We start from the raw sequence: 19,629 nt of genomic DNA on the forward strand, positions 1-19,629 counted from the left end.
ACACGATTACGCCTCCCCTGACTTCAAGTTAGCCAGAAACTGTTTGTAGCCCATTTCACCCATCCAGAACTGCACGAGGTTGGTGACACCGTTGCTGGTCAGAGTCGCACCGGACAAGCCGTCGACCTTGTGCTCAACATTGTTGGCGCCCGGATCAACGGCGCCCTTCACGACTTTAATCGCTACTTCACCGTCTTCATAGATTTCTTTACCGGGCCACAGGCCCTTCCACTTGGGGTTATCTACTTCACCGCCGAGGCCGGGCGTTTCGCCATGCTCGTAGAAGCCAAAACCCGCTACAGTGTTGAGATCAGACTCCAGTGCCAGAAATCCGTACAGAGTGGACCACAGACCGTAACCGTGTACCGGCAGGATGATCTTGTCCAACTCACCGTCTTTCTCTACGAGATAGACAATGCTGTAATTTTCGCGGCGAGAGATATTGGCCTGATCTTCTGCATCGCTCAATTCAACCGAGGTGTTCGGGTCCTTGGCTATTTTGCGCTGCTCAAAGTTTTTCGGGTCGAACTTATCGGTATAAGTGCCCTGCTGCAGATCGACGATGCGCGGAGTAATCTTGGAGGCGTAGACCTCCTCGATTTCCGCACTGCTCTGACCCGGCTCCAGCATACCGGCGGCCGCCAAAATGTTGCTCTTGCGATCCAGCGCCTTGTTTTTGACCTGGGCCGGCTTCAGCAGTACCGCTGCACTGGAAACCACCAGTGAGCAGACGATACAGAGAGCAACGGCGACTACCAGCGTCTTCTTGATGGTATCGTTACTAGCCACGCGCGAGCCTCCGTTTGATATTTGCTTCGACAACGAAGTGGTCGATCAGCGGTGAGAACAGGTTGGCAAACAGAATTGCCAGCATCATGCCTTCCGGGAATGCCGGGTTCACGACGCGAATCAGAACGACCATCACACCGATCAGGGCACCAAAGATCCACTTGCCGGTATTGGTCATGGACGCCGATACGGGGTCGGTTGCCATAAAGATCATGCCGAAGGCAAAACCGCCAACCACCAGATGCCACTGCCAGGGCAGTGCAAACATTGGGTTGGTGGAATCGATGGCATTGAACAGGGATGACAGCGCCACCATGCCGATCATCACACCGGCAACAATGCGCCAGGAAGCGATGCGGGTCCACAGCAAGAAGGCACCACCAATCAGAATCGCCAGCGTCGAGGTTTCACCGATAGAACCCGGGATGGTACCTAGGAAAGAATCCCACCAGCTGAAGGTGTTTTGCAGCGTGGCTACGCCCTCACTGGCCGCAATCGACAGTGCAGTCGCGCCGGTGTAACCATCAACTGCTGTCCATACCGCGTCGCCACTCATGGCCGCCGGGTAGGCGAAGAACAGGAAAGCACGACCGGTCAGCGCCGGGTTCAAGAAGTTTTTGCCAGTACCGCCAAAGACTTCTTTACCGACGACCACACCAAAGGTGATGCCCAGTGCCACCATCCACAGCGGGATTGTGGGCGGACAGGTCAGCGCGAACAGAATAGAGGTAACAAAGAAGCCTTCATTCACTTCGTGGCCGCGCTTCATGGCGAACAGGACTTCCCAGAAGCCGCCCACTACAAACGTGACGAAGTAAACCGGAGCAAAGTACCAGAAGCCGTACCAGAAGTTATCCCACAAACTGGCCGGATCATTGCCAGCCAGCGCGGCGATCAGCGGTGTGCGCCAGTCGGCGTTCATCGCAGCACCGGTCTCCAGCAGAATGGAGTTGGCCTGGTAGCCCACGTTCCACATACCAAAGAACATGGCCGGGAAGGTACAGAACCAGACCGTAATCATGATGCGTTTCAGGTCGATGCCGTCTCGCACATGAGCGGTGGTCTTGGTGGTAGACCCGGGTGAATAGAAAATGGTATCAACCGCCTCATAGAGGGCGTACCACTTTTCGTAGCGACCGCCCTTATGAAAGTGCGGCTCCATCGAATCGAGTAATTTTCGCAGCCCCATCATTAACCCTCATGCTCGATACGCGTGAGGTTCTCACGCAGAATCGGACCATATTCGTATTTGCCTGGGCACACGTAGGTGCACAGCGCGAGATCTTCTTCATCCAGCTCCAGTGCGCCGAGTGACTGAGCCATCTGGGTGTCACCCACGATCAGTGAACGCAGCAGCTGAGTCGGCAGAATGTCCAGCGGCATGATGTTTTCATACACACCTACCGGCACCATGGCACGCTCACTACCATTGGTATTGGTGCTAAAGTTGAACAGACGCTTTGGCGCAAACTGGGACAGGTAAATTTTCAGCGTGGAGTGTTTCTGGGTACCCGGCGACAGCCAGCCCATAAATTCACGCTCGGTGCCCTCTTTCAGCACACTGACCTGATTATGGAAGCGACCGAGGTAGGCAACCGGGCCACGCGCGGTGCGACCGCCCAGTACCGAACCGGAAATAACACGGTTGTCTTCGGGTTTGACCTGACCGGCGACCAGCTCGTCCAAGTGCGCGCCAACGCGGGTGCGAATCAGACGGGGATTTTCAACCTGCGGGCCGGCCAGCGCGATCACGCGCTCGGTCCACAATTGACCAGTGGTGAACAGCTTGCCGATCGCAATGACGTCTTGATAGTCCACTGTCCATGCGACTTTCTTGCTGGAGGCTCCCAGCAAGTAGTGCACGTGCGTGCCGGGCAGACCAGCCGGGTGCGGACCAGCGAATTCTTCTACCTTGGCCGACGCCGCTTCGGGGATATCAGCACCCGGCGCCTTGCACACGAACAGGTTGCTGTTCAAGCGCGACAGAACTTTCAGGCCGTTAACAAAATCGTCGCGCTGCTCGGCAATCACCACCTGCGGGTCACCCGCCAGCGGGCGCGTATCCATGGCATTGACGAAAATCGCAGCCGCTGAGGCGTCAACGGCGGGCGTCTTGCTGAAAGGACGCGTGCGCAATGCAGTCCACAGACCGGACTCGATCAGCTTGCTGCGAACCGCCGATTCTTCAAGAGTCTCCAGTTGAGACGCTTCCACTTTGCCAAAATCGACAAAGTCGTCGTCTTCCACGTCGATGACCACAGACTGCAGCACCCGGCGCTCGCCGCGATTGATCGCGGACACCACACCGGTCGCGGGCGCTGTAAAGCGCACACCTGCGGTTTTCTTGTCGGTAAACAGTAATTGACCGGTTTTAACCCGATCACCCACCGACACTTCCATCGTCGGCTTCATACCCACGTAGTCGAAACCGACCACCGCGACCGTGCGAACCTTCGGGCCAGCATCTATCTGCTGAGCCGGGGCGCCGGTGATGGGCAAATCCAGACCCTTACTAATCTTGATCATCAGCCTGCCTAGCACTCTTGTTAATGCGAAAGCCATTGGCTCGCAGGACGAGCCAACCGTTTGAGGGGGACGACACTCAGCAGCCCAGCGGTGACCCGCTGCGCTGCAAACTTGCCGGAGAGTTGCTGCTGCACGGTAAGCTCCCCAACTTACCGCACCCAGAAATTAACTCTCTTTGGGGTAGATGGCGTAATCTACGCCAGCCATTTTTTCCAGAATACGGTGTACCTGGCAGCTGTAACCGAATTCGTTGTCGTACCAACAATAGATCACTGCCGAACTGCCATTCACAATGGTAGCTTCACTATCGTAGATACAGGCATGGCGCGACCCAACGAAATCGCTGGAGACCACCTCTGGCGAGTTTGAGTAATCGATTTGCTTGCGCAGCGGCGAATGCAGCGCAACCTTGCGCATGTACTCATTCACCTCTTCAACGGTTGTTTCGCGGCCGAGAGTCAGTTTCATGATCGCCATGGAAACGTTTGGCGTCGGTACTCGGATAGCGTTACCGGTCAGTTTGCCCTGCATCTGGGGCAACACTTTACCCACTGCTTTGGCCGCACCGGTTTCGGTGAGTACCATGTTCAGCGGGGCGCTGCGACCACGGCGCTTGGCGCTGTGGTAGTTGTCAATCAGGTTCTGGTCATTGGTATAGGCGTGTACGGTCTCAACGTGACCGTTGATCACCTGGAATTCGTCATCCAGCGCCTTCAGCGGCGGCGCGATGGCGTTGGTGGTACAGCTCGCCGCAGAAATGATCGCGTCGTCATCACTGATTTCACCATCGTTGATACCGTAAACGATATTCTTCAGATCGCCTTTACCGGGCGCGGTCAGAATTACCTTGGCCACACCGGGGCAGGCCAGATGCTGGGACAGACCATCACGGTCACGCCACTTACCGGTGTTGTCCACAACGATAGCGTCTTTAATACCGTATTCGGTGTAGTCAATTTCCTGGGGTGAGCCGGCGTAGATCACTTTGATCTCATTGCCGTTGGCCACAAAGGAGCTGCGCTCTTCATCTACCCGGATAGTGCCGCGGAACTGACCGTGCACGGAGTCACGCTGCAGCAAGCTGGCGCGCTTGACCAGATCGTCTTCCTTGCCGCTCGGGCGAACCACAACCGCCTTCAGGCGCAGGTTCTCGCCGCCACCGGCTTTTTCAATCAGCAGACGGGCCATCAGGCGACCAATACGACCAAAGCCGTAGAGAATCACATCACGCGGCTCGCGCGTCGGCTCGGCAGAAGCGCCAATCAGGTCCGAAACCTGACTTTTTACGTATTCATCAACAGAAACGCCCTGCGCCTTGCCTTCGGTTTCATAACCAACAGCAATGCGACCGGCATCAATATGGGCCGTACCCAGATCCAGCGCGGCCAGCGCCTTGATCACGGGGAAGGTTTCAAATTCGGAGAGTTCGTTCTGTTCAACCTGACGCACAAAGCGATGCGCCTGCATGATTTCCAGAACCGACTTATTGACCAGAGCCTGACCGTAAATGTAGGTCTTGACGTTGTTGTTGCGGTAAAGCTTGCCAACCAGAGGGATCATACCCTCTGCAAGCGCTTCACGCTCCTTCCAATCAGCGAAATAATCGGCCGGACGTGCACGTTTTCTCTCGGTCACTGCGGGTACCCTGTTGATTGCGCGGAAAAATGTGCGCGTATTATCTTTATTCCGGCCCCGGAGTTCAACCAGATCAACGGGTTTGACGACAACATTCCTATGTTTTACCGCCCGGAGGGCCACGCCCGGCGCCGCATTCACCCGGCCAATCAACACCATTCTGTGAAATTATGAGGCGCTCGGGCTAAAATGCGGCCCGCCTGAACAACCCACAGTCCCGAGGGACAAGCTGAGAGACCCCGCTTAACGTGCTGACAACCGGTCTAGACCTCCAGATTCGCGCCGGTCGCAAACTGCGACTCGGCTCCGCCCACGCCGCCGCCCAAAGTCTGGCGATTGCCGAAATTGCCAGCCAGCGTCAGGGGCCGGTACTGCTGATTACTGACAACACCTCGGCGGCTTATCGCATGGAGCAGGAACTGCGCTTTTTTGCGCCGGAACTGCCCGTGCACTTACTGCCGGACTGGGAAACCCTGCCCTACGACGTCTTTTCTCCCCATCAGGACATCATTTCCGAGCGACTGCGCTGCCTGGCGGAGCTGCCGACAATGAGGCAAGGCGTTCTGGTGGTTCCCGTCACCACCCTGCTACACCGGCTGCCACCACTGGACTATATTCGCGGCCACAGTCTCCGGCTGGCGAAGGGCGAGGTTCTGGATCTCAAGGCCATGCGCCAGTCGCTGGAGAAAAGCGGCTATCGCCATGTCGACACGGTCTACGAACACGGCGAATACACCTTGCGCGGCGCCCTGCTCGATCTATTCCCCATGGGCAGCAAAGTGCCCTACCGGATTGACCTATTCGACGACGAAATTGACACCCTGCGCAGCTTCGACCCGGAAACCCAGCGCAGTATTGACCAGTTCGACAACATCGACCTGCTGCCGGGGCGGGAATACCCCCTCGACGAAGCCGGCATCCGCAGTTTCCGGGACCGCTGGCACGCACGCTTTGATGTGGATCACCGCCAGTGCCCGGTGTATCAGGATATCTGCGACGGCATCCCCTCCGCCGGCATCGAATACTACTTACCTCTCTTCTTTAACGACTGCGCCACGCTGTTTGACTACCTCCCCGAGGACGCCACCATCGCCACCGGCGCGGGTATAGAAGCCGCTGCCGAACACTTCTGGCGCGACGCCCGCCAGCGCTTTGAACAGCGCCAGGGCGACCGGCAGCGTCCCGTGCTGACCCCAGCGGAAATCTTCCTCGCGGTTGAAGAGGTCTTTGGCAAGCTGAAAAAGCACCCGCAGCTTGTGCTGCACAGCGAAGCTTTGCCGATTGAGGGCGACAATATCAACCTGCCGTCGTCATCACCCCCGGCGCTGCAGATTGATGCTCACAATGAAGACCCGGCCGCGGCGCTGCGCAGTTTCAACGCCCAGCACCGGGTGCTGCTCTGCGCCGAATCCGCCGGGCGCCGCGAAGCCCTGTTGGAATTACTTGGCCGCCACAAGCTAAAACCGAAAGAAGTTAAAGGCTGGGAAGACTTTCTGACGGGTGCGGAGGCTTTGTGTATCACCACCGCGGCACTGGAACACGGTGTGGTACTGAGCGACGACAGGCTGGCCGCGGTTGCGGAAAGCCAGCTGTTTGGCCATCACGTGGCCCAGTCCCGGCGCCGTCGCAAGGCGACGACAACCACCGACCAGACCGTCAAGAATCTGGCCGAACTGCGCATCGGTGCGCCGGTGGTCCATATCGATCATGGCGTTGGCCGCTATCAGGGCCTGCAGAGCATCGATGTCGACAACCAGACCGAAGAGTTTTTGACACTGGAATATGCCGACGGCGCCAAGCTCTACGTTCCGGTCAGCGCCCTGCACATGATCAGCCGCTACAGCGGCGCAGACGCCGAGACGGCCCCACTCCACAAACTCGGCACCGACCAATGGTCCAAGGCGCGCAAGAAAGCCGCCGAGAAAGTTCGTGATGTCGCCGCCGAGCTTCTCGACATTTACGCCAAACGCGAAGCCCGTCGCGGCTATGCCTATCCACTTGAGCGGGAAGACTACTTGCGCTTTAGCAGTGAATTTCCCTTTGAGGAAACACCAGACCAGGAACAGGCCATCGAGGCCGTAGTGCGCGATATGCAGGCGCCCAAACCGATGGATCGGTTGGTCTGTGGCGACGTGGGTTTTGGCAAAACCGAAGTGGCCATGCGCGCCGCATTCGTCGCCGTACAAAACAGCCGGCAAGTGGCGGTTCTGGTGCCCACCACTCTGCTCGCCCAGCAGCACTTTGAATCGTTCCGGGATCGCTTTGCCAACTGGCCGATTACCGTGGATGTGGTGTCGCGCTTTCGCAGTCAGGCGGAGCAGAGCGCCATTATTGAAAAACTGAACGCCGGCAAGATCGATATCCTGATCGGCACCCACAAACTGCTCAGCAGCGACCTGAAATACAACAATCTGGGACTCGTGATTATCGACGAGGAACACCGCTTCGGCGTTCGCCAGAAAGAAGTGCTCAAGGCCCTGCGCGCGGAAGTGGATATCCTTACCCTGACCGCAACGCCTATTCCGCGAACGCTGAATATGTCCATGTCTGGGATGCGCGACCTGTCCATAATTGCCACTCCGCCAGCCCGCCGCCTCTCGGTTAAAACCTTCGTCCGGGAATACGACAGCGCACTGGTAAAAGAAGCCATCCTCCGGGAGATCCTCCGGGGCGGACAGGTGTATTACCTGCACAACGATGTCAAAACCATTGAAAAGGCAGCGCGGGAGCTCCAGGAATCCGTGCCGGAAATCCGGGTTGCAGTGGGCCACGGCCAGATGCGCGAACGCGATCTGGAACAGGTAATGAGCGACTTCTACCACAAGCGCTTTAACGTGCTGGTGTGCTCCACCATAATCGAGACCGGTATCGACGTTCCCAATGCCAATACCATTATTATTGAGCGCGCCGATAAATTCGGGCTCGCCCAGCTCCATCAGCTGCGCGGCCGGGTTGGGCGCTCCCACCACCAGGCCTACGCTTATCTGCTGACGCCGCCCGCGCGGCAAATGACCCCGGACGCAGAGAAACGCCTGACCGCCATCAGCGAAGCCGACACTCTCGGTGCCGGCTTTACGCTCGCGACCCACGATCTGGAAATTCGCGGCGCGGGTGAATTGCTCGGCGACGAGCAGAGCGGGCAGATCAGCGCCGTGGGCTTCAGTCTTTATATGGAAATGCTGGAGCGCGCCGTTACTGCCATCAAGGAAGGCCGCACCGTCGATCTGGAAAAACCGGCGGCCAATACCGATATCAATCTGCGCTTGCCCGCCCTTATCCCCGATGATTATCTGCCGGACATTCAGGGCCGCCTGATTCTCTACAAGCGCATAGCCAGCGCTACCAGCGAAGACGATCTGCGCGAGCTTCAGGTGGAAATGATCGATCGTTTCGGCCTGCTACCGGAACCCACTAAAAACCTGTTCCGCCTGGCAAAGCTGAAACTGGATGCCGACCGGCTCGGGATACTCAAGGTGGAAGCCTCCGCACAGGGCGGTCGTCTGGAATTCTCCGATGAACCGCGAATCGACCCTGCGAACCTGGTCACGCTGGTACAGACCAAACCCGCCCGTTATCGACTCGACGGCGCCACCGCCTTGCGCTTCTCGGAACCCTTGGCTGATAATGAGGCCCGCTTCCAGTTTGTCGAAAACCTAATAAGAGAGCTCGCTCCCGCCGCATGAATATCTTCCCTCGAATCCTGTTGGCTGCCGCGCTGACACTCTCCGGTCACAGCCTGCTCGCCGAAACGCCTGACAGCAAGGCGCTGGAAGGCTGGTACCAGATTCATCTGGCGGTCTTTGCCCACCGCACCGATGCCGGCGAGTACGATGAAATATGGCGCAACCAGCTGCAGCTGCGCTACCCGAAAGGTCTGACGCGTCTGAAAACGCGCGAAAAATTTCTGGCTGACCTGTGCTCACCCGCTGCTACCGCTGGCAGCGGTGAAAACCGCCTACTGGATATTCTCGAGCGGGTTGACTCCGGAGAGGGTTATCCCGACGACTACCGCGAACCGTCTGCCCCCGCCGGCGTGCAACAGGCTCTCGACCCTGCCTGTAAAGAGCTGTATCCGGAGCGCTTCCCAGAATCTGCAGAGGAACAGGCCAATGCCCGCGCCCAGGCGACCGTCGAAGAAGCGGCTTCGCTGCTGAGCGACCCGAACGCGCTCGGCACAACAACGTCCAACGGCGTTACCAAACCGCCGCTGCCGTTTATTCTGGCCAAGGAGAGTAGCGACGCAGAATTTGCCGGCATGGTTAAGAAGATTCGCGGCGCTCATCGCTATCGACTGCTGTTTAGCGGCTCTTGGCCACAGCGCCTGAATCCCCGCGACAGCGCCACCCCCATTCTGATTCAGGGCGGTGACCCGGTCGGCCAGCACTTTGAATTGGAGGGCTATATCAAGGTCGCACTGGAGCGCTACCTGCACATTGATACCGACCTGTGGCTGAGCGACTTTGGCCGCGGCGCAGCCATTTTGCAGTCAGCCCAGCGCTTTGAGCTCAGTGAAGAAGAACTGCAAGCGGCGCGACGGCGGGAATTTCCCGCCCTGCCAACCCCCTTCCCGGTCAATGACCCGGGCTTTAGACCCGAGCAGGAGAATCCGCTTCCCGAGGATGACATGGCGATGGAAAACGAACAGAACCGCCCTGCCAGCAACCTCGATGTCCTGATGGCCAATGACAGCAGCTACTATGTGGAACGCACCGTCGTCATGCGCCAAAACCGGCGCATGCGCAGTGGCGAGGTGCATTATCTGGACCATCCGCTGTTTGGTGTGATCGTCAAAATCACACCCATCACCGGCAAAGCCAGCGATAAAACGGCTATGCGCTGACCGCAGTCGCCAGCACCTGCTTTACCGTTTGCATGCCGGAGTCAATTACCTTCTGGATATCGTCCATGGTAATCGGCTCACTGCTGAGACCCGCCGCGGGATTCACCACCAAGCACAGGGAGGCGTAATCAAGACCGGCCTCCCGGGCCAGCCCGGCTTCCGGCATAGCGGTCATCCCCACCAAATCAGCACCATCGCGCTTCAAGCGCTGAATTTCGGCGGCCGTTTCCAAACGTGGCCCCTGAGTACAGGCGTAAACCCCACCATCAACCAGCGCGACGCCCTCTGACTGCCCCGCCGCCAGAATGCGACGGCGCAAGGCCATACTGTAGGGCTCCCCCAAATCCACATGATCCAGACGACCATCACTGCCATCGTAAAACGTATGTTCGCGACCGTAGCTGTAATCGATGATCTGATCCGGTACCACCAGCGCACCGGTACCGCAGTCCGGATGAATCCCGCCCACCGCATTGACCGCAATAACCTGACTGATACCTAGCGACTTCAGACCCCAGATATTCGCCCGGTAGTTAATCTTGTGAGGCGGAAACTTATGACCGTCGCCATGCCTTGGCAGGAAGACAAACTCGCTACCTTGATAGCGCATACGCCGCAAAGGCGCACTGGCTTCACCGTATGGCGTCTCTATCGGCTCAGACGAAATGTGCTCCGCCCCCTGCCAATCACACAAACCGGTGCCGCCGATAATGGCAATCAGGTCACTCACTACTCTGCTTCCTTGTGGCTGTTTTCGTCTGCATCTTGTTTTGCGCTGCCCGCTTTCGATTTGGATTCACTGGCACCTTCGCGTCCGTTTGCAGCCTGCTGTTCAATCTGCTGCGCGGTTTCCTGCTGCAACTTGATCGTCGATGTGGGGTAAGCCACGTCAGCCTCGTGCTTGTGAATGATTTCCAGAATATCGAGCAAGATGGACTGCTTGATCGCGTGGTATTCAACCCACTTGGTGGTTTTGGTAAAGGTGTAGATAAAGAAATCCAGCGATGACGCGCCAAAACTGTTGAAATTCACAATCAGGGTTTTGCCTTGATCAATCTCATCGTGCTGTTCGAGATAGCTGCGCACCTCATCAACGATACTGCGCAACTGCCGCGCATCGTCATAACGCAGACCAATCGTTTCGTAAATTCGACGATTGAGCATCCGCGAGGGGTTTTCAACCGAGATTTGGGTAAAGGTTGCGTTGGGAACATAAAGCGGCCGCTGGTCAAAGGTGCGAATCCGGGTCTGACGCCAACCGATATTTTCAACGGTGCCTTCAATATTCTTGTCCGGCGAACGGATCCAGTCGCCCACCGCAAAGGGACGATCCAGATACACCATCAGACCACCAAAAAAATTCGCCAGCAGATCTTTTGCCGCAAAACCGACCGCGATGCCGCCTACGCCACCGAAGGCCAGTACCCCGGTAATGCTGTAGCCGAGTGACTGCATTACCACCAGAAGCGCCGTGATAATAATGGCGGTTTTGACCAATTTACCCAGCGCCATCACCGTGGTCGGGTCAAAGGGCTGATCGGAACGAGTGTATTCACCGGACAGCAAGCGCTGCTCGACTTCCCGCACCAGCCCCACCAAAAACCAGGTCAGGATCAGCACGGCCATCACAGAGCGCAGTGAATTCAGCAGGGTAAAAATCTCGGCTTCGGAGGTCTGCAGAATTAATTGCAGCGCGTAACTGAAACCCACCAGCCAGATCATCCAGTACGCCGGCCGACGTACCGACGCTAGAACCGCGTCATCCCATACGTTGTGGGTCTTTTCCAAGTGGACTTGCAGGCGATTCAGCGCGCGCCCTACCAAATAATTGACGATGGCCGTGGCCAGCACCGCCATAAACACCTTCCACAACCAAGGGTAGTCTCCCCCCGGTAATTTCTGCAGCCATTCTTCTATCATTGTTGGTCCCCGGAATCAGCGCGACACAGCGTTTTAGTCGCTTGCAAAAAGTGCCCGCATCACAGCATGGCATTTTGTCCTAGAATATTTTTTTAGGACAGCCCCATCCGTTATGCAAACTCCGAATAAAAAAAGCCCTTGCGCAGCAGGCTTCTACTCTCGAATAAAATTTAAACGAATGAAAAACCAGTGATTTTACGCGCAGTACGGGTTATTGCGTAGGCCAGATGGCATGAATTTTTTGTGCAATTCCGGTGCTGGACAGCAAACACGCGAGTGATACTTTACAGGTGACACCACGCCACTTTGAGGAGTATCCAATGAATAATGTCACACCCCAGGTGGGGAGCTGGTACAAAGACCTTCAACTCGGTTCGATCTTTGAAGTTGTCGCGATCGACGACGCGATTGAAACCCAACTGCTGGACGGCGCGCTCTGCGAGTTCGACATGGAGAGCTGGGACGAACTGGTACTGGAACCCGTTGAAGAGCCGGAGGATTGGCGCAACCCCTTTGAGCTATCCGACGACGACTATCGCGATCCCAGCGACTATAACGGCGACGACTGGTCCAACCCGCTGGAAATCGAACCCGATACAATCAATGGTCTGATCGACGATTTCTGATCGACCCTTCCCGCGCGATCTCCCGGTCGCGCCCTCTATCTATATATCCGCCTATCGCGTACTCAAAGTTTCTTTAAAAAAAGCCTTGCAGAGACAACCTTACTGTATATACTAACAGCATACTGTATATTCAGACAGGTTATCGATATGAGCACACTGACCGCCAGGCAACAGGACGTTCTTAGCCTGATCAAGCAGTACATAGAAGAGACCGGCTATCCGCCGACCCGCGCAGATATTGCACGCGAGCTGGGCTTCCGCTCTCCCAATGCTGCAGAGGAACATCTCAAGGCCCTCGCCCGCAAAGGCGCTATCGAAATGATTGCCGGAGCCTCCCGCGGCATTCGACTGCCCGCCGCCAGCAATGGTATCCCCATTGTCGGCCGAGTTGCCGCAGGCAACCCGATACTCGCGGAAGAGCATATTGAGGATTACTGCGATATGCCCGGCTCAACCTTTTCGCCGCGTGCCGATTATTTCCTCCGGGTTCGCGGTGACAGCATGATAGAAATCGGCATTTACGAAGACGACCTGCTCGCCGTTCACCGCACTCAAATCGCAAATAAAGGTGATATTGTGGTCGCCCGAATCGACGACGAAGTCACCGTCAAACGGTTTCAACCGACCAAGAGCAAGCATCAGATACTGCTGCTACCGGAGAATAAGGATTACGCTCCGATCGAAGTGGACCTGCGCGAACAGGATTTCGCGATTGAAGGTCTGAGCGTTGGCATTCTGCGGAGACACTGAAGATGATGGCACAACAACACCTGCTCGCCCCCAGCGACGATCACAGCCGTATTGCTGAACTACATATTCCAGCCAGCAACCAGCTGTCCCGACAGCTGCTATTGAGCGGTATCCTGCGCGAACTTAACGACACTAACGATAATCGCTGGGTGTGCTGGATTGGCGATATGTCCGTGAAAAGTTTTTTGAGTGACAGCGTGCGCAAGAGCGGACACCACCTGCTCCAGGTACTGTCTCGCACAGCCGATGACACAATGGGACTGACATTGCGCGCTCTGCAGGGTGGCAAGAGCCACACGGTCGTCATGATGGCTCGACGCCCGCTGAACGAAAGCGCTTATGCCCAACTAGAATGGGCGGCTCGTAAAGGTCAGGCAGAATGCCTGATCATCTATCTCGAAGGCTGAGCCCGGCTTTCAAAGGCGATTAGTGAACGGTTTTGCTAGCAACCGTTGAATCCAGCATCTCTTCGCCTTCCAGCTCTTCCTCGATGGCAATCTCGGGCGACTCTGAAGCCACTTGGATACCCGCCTGAATCATGGCACGCGCCACCTCTAGAGGAGGCACAGCCATAAATTGACGGGATTCCTCGGAGAAGCTGATCACCACCAGTGGCTCGCTGTCATCGTCAGAGCGCTGCAAGACGATATCGCCGTTGGGGAGTTCCACGAGTTCGAGGTATGAAAACACACTGACACCTTGTATGACTGAAGCGGCAAATGTCGCCTCTGATAAGTTCGATTGTAACAACCCGAACTGCCGGGGCCAAGGAAGGGCAAAGAAAGGCTAAAGAAAGACGCAAGATTCCCGGCAACCCTATTCTGGGCGTCAGTACACTTGCCGATCAGTATTCTTGCTGAGTATCCCGATGCCGGGCAAATAGAGACGCCAATTCATCGGCAATCTGAGACAGTGCACGAGCTCCCGACAGCGCATTGGGACTGGACACGGGAATCAAATCGCTATTGTTTACAAGTGAAGCGGTTTCCACACCTGGAAGAAAGTTTTCCGACACCAGCGCTTTCAGCCAATCCTGCAGCTCTTCCTTTTCTGCCAGCTCGGCAATTTCCGGTATAGGCTCACCCTGAAGCATGGCAACTGCCTGCGCTGCCGTTACCGGGCGAAGTGTTCGCTGACGCTGCTCGCAAAGATCCGCCAAGTGGCCGCGATAGGCCAGCTGCAGGTGAAAAACCGCATGATCCCGATCGACGGTCTCAGCGTGCTCCCCCCAAAACGGATCTGCGGGCTGCTCTAGCCGCTCTATGCACTTGCGCGCCAGGAAAAGCTGAAGATTGGCGTGGGCACGAACGCTGGCCGCCACGTCAGTCTCCCTTGGCCTTCGCGGGCGCTTTCTTTTTCGCCGGCGCTTTTTTCTTGGCAGTAGCCTTCTTCTTGGCTGGCGCTTTCTTTTTCGCCGACTTCTTCTGCTCTACCTGCCACTTGCCATCACGGTAGTAAGCGGCCCAACCGGTGGGCTTGCCGTCTTCTTCCGTCTGAACGTAGTGCTCCTGCGCCTTGCGACTAAAACGGATCACCGACGGGCGACCGGCATCGTCGGCGACTGGCGCGGAAAACAGATAGCTGTATTTACTGTCGATGGCCTCTTTGTGCGGCAGGATTTCCGCCAGCAAGGGGGCACGAGTTTCGCGGTTTTTCGGGAAGCCCTTGGCAGCGAGAAACAGTCCCGCCGCGCCATCGCGCAAAACGTAGTAATCGTCCACCTTTTCACAGGCCAACTCGGGCATCGGCACCGGATCCATTTTCGGTGGCGCCGGCTCCCCGCTGCGCAGCAGCTTGCGGGTGTTCTTGCAGTCGTCAGAGGTACAACCGAAGTATTTACCGAAGCGCCCAGTCTTCAGCTGCATATCCGATCCACATTTATCGCATTCGATTACCGGGCCGTCATAACCCTTGATCTTGAACTGCCCCTGCTCTACTTCAAAGCCACTGCAGTCGGGGTTGTTACCACACACATGCAGCTTGCGGGATTCATCGATCAGGTAGCTGTCCATCGCGGTATTGCACTTGGGGCAGCGATGGCGATTGATCAGCAGGCGCGATTCTTCTTCATCATCGGCATCAGCCCGCACGACTTCATCGCCGGGAATGAGATTAATGGTTTGCTTGCAGCGCTCTTTCGGCGGCAGGGCGTAGCCAGAACAACCGAGAAATACGCCGGTGCTTGCCGTGCGAATCTGCATATTGCGGCCACAGGCGGGGCATTCAATATCAGTTTCCGAGGGCTGGTTGGCACGCATGCCCGCATCGTCAGCTTCGGCCTGTTCCAGACGCTTGGAAAAATCGCTGTAAAATTCGTTGAGCAGCTCGCGCCAGTCTTTTTTGGATTCCGCCACCTCATCCAGCGACTCTTCCATCTTCGCGGTGAAGCTGTAATCCAGCAGATCGCTAAAGCTTTCCACCAGTCGATCGGTCACGATATCGCCCATTTTCTCGGCATAAAAGCGGCGGTTTTCAACCCGCACATAGCCGCGATCCTGGATGGTCGAAATAATCGCCGCGTAGGTCGATGGCCGACCGATCCCGCGTTTTTCCAGCTCTTTGACCAGCGAGGCCTCGGTATAACGCGGCGGTGGCTTGGTGAAATGCTGAGTCGGATCGATCTTGATCAAATCCAGTTCATCACCCACTTTCACATCCGGCAGCTCGGCGTCTTCGTCTTTCTTGCCCGCCTGAGGTTGTACCCGAAGGTAACCGTCAAAGCGCATCACACGGCCACGGGTCTTAAGTTCGAAGTCACCTGCCGCAACGGTAACGCTGGTGCTGGTAAACTCGGCCGGGGTCATTTGACAGGCGACAAACTGACGCCAGATCAGGGTATAAAGCCGCTCAGCATCGCGCTCCATGCCGCGCAGCTGGGTGGGCAACAAGGTGACATCGGAAGGACGAATCGCCTCGTGCGCCTCCTGCGCCCCTTCCTTGCTGCTATAGCGATTGGGCTGCTCCGGTAGATAGCGTTTGCCGTATTCCCCTTCGATATAGTCGCGACACTGGTTCACCGCGTCGGCACTCAGGTTGGTCGAGTCGGTACGCATATAAGTGATGTAGCCCGCCTCATAGAGCCGCTGGGCCAACATCATGGTCTTTTTGACACCAAAACCCATGCGGGTGCTGGCTGCCTGCTGCAGAGTCGAGGTAATAAAGGGAGCCGATGGCCGCGAGCTGGTGGGTTTATCCTCGCGCTCACTGACCTTGTAATTAGACCCGCGCAGCGATTCGACCGCCGCCATGGTCTGGGCTTCATTGCTGGGGCGGAAGTTGTTGCCCGCCTGTTTTTTAACTTCAAGCCGCAGGTCGCCCTTGGCGTGTTTCAGGTCGGTGTGAACCTGCCAAAATTCCTCGGGGATAAAGGCGCGAATCTCGCGCTCGCGCTCGACGATCAGGCGCACGGCAACCGACTGCACTCGCCCGGCTGACAGACCACGGGCGACTTTTGACCAAAGCAGTGGCGAGACCATGTAGCCCACCACGCGGTCGAGGAAGCGCCGTGCTTGCTGGGCATTAACGCGGTTCAGGTCGAGGTTGGACGGTTTGGAAAAGGCCTCGGTAATCGCTTTTTTGGTGATTTCATTGAAGACCACGCGACGATAACGGCTCTCATCACCGGCAATCGCTTCCCGCAAGTGCCAGGCGATGGCTTCTCCCTCGCGGTCCAAATCCGTTGCCAGATACACGTAGTCCGCGTCGCTGGCCAGCTTTTTCAGCTCGGCGACCACTTTTTCCTTACCGGGAAGAATTTCGTAGCGCGCGTCCCAACCATTGTCCGGGTCCACGCCCATGCGGTTGATGAGCTGCTCGCGGGCCTTCTTGCGTTTGTGTTCAGCCTTCTCTTCCGGCGACATCTTGCGGGTTTTGGCGGCCGCCTTGGCGCGGGCCTTGGGGTCGACCTGCTTGGAACCGCTGCCGCTGGTGGGCAGATCCCGGATATGACCAACACTGGACTTTACGATGTAATCCGGGCCCAGATACTTGTTGATGGTTTTTGCTTTCGCGGGTGACTCCACGATTACCAGCGATTTGGCCATAATTTCCTTCTGACATTGACGTTGCGATGACGTGCACCGCGCTGAACGAGGCGACATATATAAGGGGTCGCCTGCAAAGGGTCAAGCACACACCCCCTAAGTTGCTGAATTTGGGGGACGAGCGCACAATCTCATATCGGGTCGGCGGCGACAAGCGCAAATCGCGGTTGCTCACGACCCTCGTGGTTCACGGTTTCAGTAAACATCGTCAGCGGCCGCACCCAAAGCCCTCGCTCTCCGTAGAGGGGGCGATAGACCACCACCAACTCTTCCGTTTCACTGTGCCGAGCCACACCCAGCACCTGATACTCACCACCTTTATAGTGCCGGTAGCGACCATTTTTGACCTCATTTGCGGACAAGTCGTTCTCCTCCTGCCAGTTGTCTTACATCCTCCAGCAAGGCCGCAACCCGGTCTACAGCCTCTTCCTCACCGCGCTCGCGCCAAAACACAGCATAACCTTCAGGTCCGGACTCCAAGGCCACCACATCCTCGGCCATGCGCGCCCGCAAGGCGTCTGCTTGCGCACTTACCGCCTTCGGACAATGAGGGGGCACATCGTCTTCCCCCTCTGGCGGCACTCGCCACAACAACCACTGCGGGCGGTACACATTCTTCTCTCGCTTGATGGGCAGACAATAGCGCACACCCAGCTGGGCACCCTCTTTTCGCACTTGGGCACGCCGTGACTGAGGCAGTTCGACAATATTGATTGAAAGTCCAAGTGTGTGGGCGTGTTGACGAATTCGTGCCTGCCGACGCTGGGCCGGTGTTGGCATCACCCAGATTACTGGCGCAACCACAAACGCTACCACGAAAAACGCTATAAGCCAGGTCAAAATTGCCTCCTAAACACTGGACGTAAGGGCTATTCTGTATCTTAATGATTGAACGCAAAGAACCTGCGGAGGGTAAACTCTCATGCAAAACTACCAGTGCGTTGTGACGGCTATTGATCTGTCCGAAGAGTCTGCAGCGGTAGTCAATCGCGCCAATGATATTGCTGCACGCAATCAGGCTGCCCTGCATCTTGTTCACGTGATAGAACCCCTCAGCCTCGCCTATGGCGGCGACATACCAATGGATTTCTCGGGTGTGCAGGATCAGCTGCAAGAGCAGGCTGAGAAACAGCTGGAGCAGTTCGGTCGGCGCTATCAAATAGCCCCTGAGCGCCTGCATTTAATGATAGGCCGCCCGGAGAGTCAAATTCACCAGCTGGCGGAAGACATCAGCGCCGACCTCATTGTTGTCGGCTCACATGGACGTCAGGGGCTGGCCCTGATTCTGGGCTCGACCGCCAACGGCGTCCTTCACGGCGCCCACTGCGATGTACTGGCAGTGAGGGTCGGCGAGTAAGACGAGCGTCAGCCCTGCAGCCAGCGATGCAAGGTCACGGCGTCGAAGGGCCACCCCAATTCCGCGTTGTCAGAGCGACGTCTGAGCACCGGGATGCGCACCCCGTAACGTTCCATCAAGGCATCGTCGTCGACAATATCGACTTTTTCGAACTGGATGGGAGCGCCCTGTGAGCGCGCCTCGTCCAGCAATTCCTCCGCCATCTCGCAAAGATGGCAGGCCGATGTGCTGTATAAAATCAATTCCGTCACGAATTAGAGCAACCGAAAGACCATGTTGACCTGACCGAGTGACAGCTTGTCACCGTCGCGCAATCGCCCTTTCATCTCCCGCCGGCCGTTGATCTTGATGCCATTGGTTGAATTAGTATCTGCCAATTCCCAGCTTCCCGCCAAATATTGCAGCACCGCGTGCTCGCTACTGACACTGGAATCCGTCAACGGAAACTGGCATTTCTCACTGCGCCCAATGGTCCAGCGCTGTGAGTCACCCTTGGCGATCAAGCCCACCACCCGGGATTTATGGTTGCCACTGGTAATCACCAGCGCCGCATTGACCTTTCTGTCTTTTGGCAGACAGCTCTCCAGCAACTTGTCGATCTCTTCCTTGGAAAATGAACCACCACCAAAAGCCTGACTGTTTTCGCCGGCCTCAGCCCAATCCGCGGGCAAAGGGAAGGCCTGATGGAAGGCCGTTTCGGAACCGATATCCTGCTCACCGTCTTCGATAACAATGGAAGAAGATGCTGGTATCTGACTGGTACTGCCGAGGTTGCGCATCACCAATGTCGAGCTGCCGCTTTCCGGTGACACAAGGTGGTAAGCCGCAGAATCGAATTTGATCACATCACCGGGCTTTACCTGAATCGGCATGTCAATCTGGCGTTTATTGACGAAGGTGCCGTTGGTTGAGCCGAGGTCTTCTAGGGTGATCTGACCGTCTTTCACCGAAATACGTGCGTGTTGACGTGATGGATAGCCTTCAGTGACCACCAGATCGCAATCAGGATTACGACCTATGGTGTAACTGCCTCCATCATTTAGCGTGAACTCATCGCCGTTATCGACGGAAACCAGCAGAAATTTCGCGCCCATTTCTATTCCCCGACTGCCATCAACCTGGCACGTTGATTATGCAAATTTC

19 protein-coding genes are annotated in these 19,629 nt (G+C 56.7%); 6 read left to right on the forward strand and 13 right to left on the reverse strand.

Going from position 1 to position 19,629, the window contains the following annotated elements; genetic code table 11:
• Positions 1 to 6 precede the first annotated feature (6 nt).
• The 4 genes from FHR99_RS03580 to FHR99_RS03595 all read right to left on the reverse strand — a co-directional run bounded on the left by FHR99_RS03580 (position 7) and on the right by FHR99_RS03595 (position 4,950).
• Complete coding sequence (locus FHR99_RS03580) at positions 7 to 789, reverse strand: Na(+)-translocating NADH-quinone reductase subunit C (RefSeq protein ID WP_183409171.1); 783 nt, start codon at positions 787 to 789, stop codon at positions 7 to 9.
• The gene (locus tag FHR99_RS03585; RefSeq protein WP_183410122.1) at positions 782 to 1,978 is read right to left on the reverse strand and encodes an NADH:ubiquinone reductase (Na(+)-transporting) subunit B; all 1,197 of its coding nucleotides are present in this window, start codon (positions 1,976 to 1,978) and stop codon (positions 782 to 784) included. Before FHR99_RS03585 ends, FHR99_RS03580 begins: the two co-directional genes overlap by 8 nt.
• A 2-nt stretch (positions 1,979 to 1,980) precedes the next feature.
• The gene (locus FHR99_RS03590) at positions 1,981 to 3,315 is read right to left on the reverse strand and encodes a Na(+)-translocating NADH-quinone reductase subunit A (protein ID WP_183409172.1); all 1,335 of its coding nucleotides are present in this window, start codon (positions 3,313 to 3,315) and stop codon (positions 1,981 to 1,983) included.
• A gap of 165 nt (positions 3,316 to 3,480) precedes the next feature.
• A complete protein-coding gene (locus FHR99_RS03595; protein WP_343067363.1) occupies positions 3,481 to 4,950 on the reverse strand; it encodes a glyceraldehyde-3-phosphate dehydrogenase in 1,470 nt (489 codons plus the stop codon).
• A 248-nt stretch (positions 4,951 to 5,198) separates the two neighbouring features.
• On the opposite strand from FHR99_RS03595, the gene mfd reads away from it, so the two are divergent.
• Both mfd and FHR99_RS03605 read left to right on the forward strand, forming a co-directional pair.
• Positions 5,199 to 8,633, forward strand: a complete 3,435-nt coding sequence (mfd, locus tag FHR99_RS03600) for a transcription-repair coupling factor (RefSeq protein WP_183409174.1) — start codon at positions 5,199 to 5,201, stop codon at positions 8,631 to 8,633.
• Positions 8,630 to 9,790, forward strand: a complete 1,161-nt coding sequence (locus tag FHR99_RS03605; RefSeq protein WP_183409175.1) for a CsiV family protein — start codon at positions 8,630 to 8,632, stop codon at positions 9,788 to 9,790. The genes mfd and FHR99_RS03605 overlap by 4 nt, the downstream gene beginning before the upstream one ends.
• On the opposite strand, the gene FHR99_RS03610 is transcribed toward FHR99_RS03605, so the two are convergent.
• Positions 9,780 to 10,520 (reverse strand): S-methyl-5'-thioinosine phosphorylase, encoded by a 741-nt coding sequence (locus FHR99_RS03610; RefSeq protein WP_183409176.1) that lies wholly within the window; start codon positions 10,518 to 10,520, stop codon positions 9,780 to 9,782. The genes FHR99_RS03605 and FHR99_RS03610 overlap by 11 nt on opposite strands.
• Positions 10,520 to 11,710, reverse strand: coding sequence for a mechanosensitive ion channel family protein (locus FHR99_RS03615; protein ID WP_183409177.1), 1,191 nt, complete (start codon positions 11,708 to 11,710; stop codon positions 10,520 to 10,522). The genes FHR99_RS03610 and FHR99_RS03615 overlap by 1 nt, the downstream gene beginning before the upstream one ends.
• Before the next feature lie 320 nt (positions 11,711 to 12,030).
• On the opposite strand from FHR99_RS03615, the gene FHR99_RS03620 reads away from it, so the two are divergent.
• From FHR99_RS03620 to FHR99_RS03630, 3 genes are all read left to right on the forward strand, one after another.
• On the forward strand, positions 12,031 to 12,336 hold the full coding sequence (locus FHR99_RS03620; protein WP_183409178.1) for a DUF6763 family protein: 306 nt from the start codon (positions 12,031 to 12,033) through the stop codon (positions 12,334 to 12,336).
• Positions 12,337 to 12,483: 147 nt separating this feature from the next.
• A complete protein-coding gene (gene lexA, locus FHR99_RS03625) occupies positions 12,484 to 13,086 on the forward strand; it encodes a transcriptional repressor LexA (protein WP_183409179.1) in 603 nt (200 codons plus the stop codon).
• Between the two features lie 2 nt (positions 13,087 to 13,088).
• Positions 13,089 to 13,493: a hypothetical protein gene (locus tag FHR99_RS03630; protein WP_183409180.1), complete on the forward strand. Its 405-nt coding sequence runs from the start codon at positions 13,089 to 13,091 to the stop codon at positions 13,491 to 13,493.
• A 19-nt stretch (positions 13,494 to 13,512) separates the two neighbouring features.
• On the opposite strand, the gene FHR99_RS03635 is transcribed toward FHR99_RS03630, so the two are convergent.
• The 5 genes from FHR99_RS03635 to FHR99_RS03655 form a co-directional block, all read right to left on the reverse strand.
• On the reverse strand, positions 13,513 to 13,776 hold the full coding sequence (locus FHR99_RS03635) for a hypothetical protein (protein ID WP_183409181.1): 264 nt from the start codon (positions 13,774 to 13,776) through the stop codon (positions 13,513 to 13,515).
• Between the two features lie 154 nt (positions 13,777 to 13,930).
• Positions 13,931 to 14,407, reverse strand: a complete 477-nt coding sequence (locus FHR99_RS03640; protein WP_183409182.1) for a hypothetical protein — start codon at positions 14,405 to 14,407, stop codon at positions 13,931 to 13,933.
• Between the two features lies 1 nt (position 14,408).
• Positions 14,409 to 17,129: a type I DNA topoisomerase gene (gene topA, locus FHR99_RS03645; protein ID WP_183409183.1), complete on the reverse strand. Its 2,721-nt coding sequence runs from the start codon at positions 17,127 to 17,129 to the stop codon at positions 14,409 to 14,411.
• A gap of 131 nt (positions 17,130 to 17,260) precedes the next feature.
• Complete coding sequence (locus FHR99_RS03650; protein ID WP_183409184.1) at positions 17,261 to 17,491, reverse strand: DUF1653 domain-containing protein; 231 nt, start codon at positions 17,489 to 17,491, stop codon at positions 17,261 to 17,263.
• Positions 17,478 to 17,969, reverse strand: coding sequence for a hypothetical protein (locus FHR99_RS03655; RefSeq protein ID WP_183409185.1), 492 nt, complete (start codon positions 17,967 to 17,969; stop codon positions 17,478 to 17,480). Before FHR99_RS03655 ends, FHR99_RS03650 begins: the two co-directional genes overlap by 14 nt.
• Positions 17,970 to 18,051: 82 nt before the next feature.
• On the opposite strand from FHR99_RS03655, the gene FHR99_RS03660 reads away from it, so the two are divergent.
• Complete coding sequence (locus tag FHR99_RS03660; protein WP_183409186.1) at positions 18,052 to 18,486, forward strand: universal stress protein; 435 nt, start codon at positions 18,052 to 18,054, stop codon at positions 18,484 to 18,486.
• Between the two features lie 8 nt (positions 18,487 to 18,494).
• Here FHR99_RS03660 and FHR99_RS03665 read toward each other — a convergent pair whose 3' ends face one another.
• Positions 18,495 to 18,737 carry a glutaredoxin family protein gene (locus FHR99_RS03665; RefSeq protein ID WP_183409187.1) on the reverse strand — a complete coding sequence of 81 codons (243 nt, stop codon included), beginning with the start codon at positions 18,735 to 18,737 and terminating at the stop codon, positions 18,495 to 18,497.
• Positions 18,738 to 18,740: 3 nt separating this feature from the next.
• Complete coding sequence (locus FHR99_RS03670) at positions 18,741 to 19,580, reverse strand: FHA domain-containing protein (RefSeq protein ID WP_183409188.1); 840 nt, start codon at positions 19,578 to 19,580, stop codon at positions 18,741 to 18,743.
• Between the last annotated feature and the right edge of the window lie 49 nt (positions 19,581 to 19,629).

It is taken from the genome of Litorivivens lipolytica, from assembly GCF_014191715.1.
In the GTDB taxonomy this organism is placed as follows: Bacteria; Pseudomonadota; Gammaproteobacteria; order Pseudomonadales; family Spongiibacteraceae; genus Litorivivens; species Litorivivens lipolytica.

Bases quoted from the DNA above. Each gene is read 5' to 3' on its own strand.
- FHR99_RS03585 (WP_183410122.1), bottom strand. From the start codon at position 1,978: ATGGGGCTGCGAAAATTACTCGATTCGATGGAGCCGCACTTTCATAAG.
- FHR99_RS03590 (WP_183409172.1), bottom strand. From the start codon at position 3,315: ATGATCAAGATTAGTAAGGGTCTGGATTTGCCCATCACCGGCGCCCCG.
- FHR99_RS03605 (WP_183409175.1), top strand. From the start codon at position 8,630: ATGAATATCTTCCCTCGAATCCTGTTGGCTGCCGCGCTGACACTCTCC.
- FHR99_RS03615 (WP_183409177.1), bottom strand. From the start codon at position 11,710: ATGATAGAAGAATGGCTGCAGAAATTACCGGGGGGAGACTACCCTTGG.
- FHR99_RS03620 (WP_183409178.1), top strand. From the start codon at position 12,031: ATGAATAATGTCACACCCCAGGTGGGGAGCTGGTACAAAGACCTTCAA.
- lexA (WP_183409179.1), top strand. From the start codon at position 12,484: ATGAGCACACTGACCGCCAGGCAACAGGACGTTCTTAGCCTGATCAAG.
- FHR99_RS03630 (WP_183409180.1), top strand. From the start codon at position 13,089: ATGATGGCACAACAACACCTGCTCGCCCCCAGCGACGATCACAGCCGT.
- topA (WP_183409183.1), bottom strand. From the start codon at position 17,129: ATGGCCAAATCGCTGGTAATCGTGGAGTCACCCGCGAAAGCAAAAACC.
- FHR99_RS03660 (WP_183409186.1), top strand. From the start codon at position 18,052: ATGCAAAACTACCAGTGCGTTGTGACGGCTATTGATCTGTCCGAAGAG.
- FHR99_RS03670 (WP_183409188.1), bottom strand. From the start codon at position 19,580: ATGGGCGCGAAATTTCTGCTGGTTTCCGTCGATAACGGCGATGAGTTC.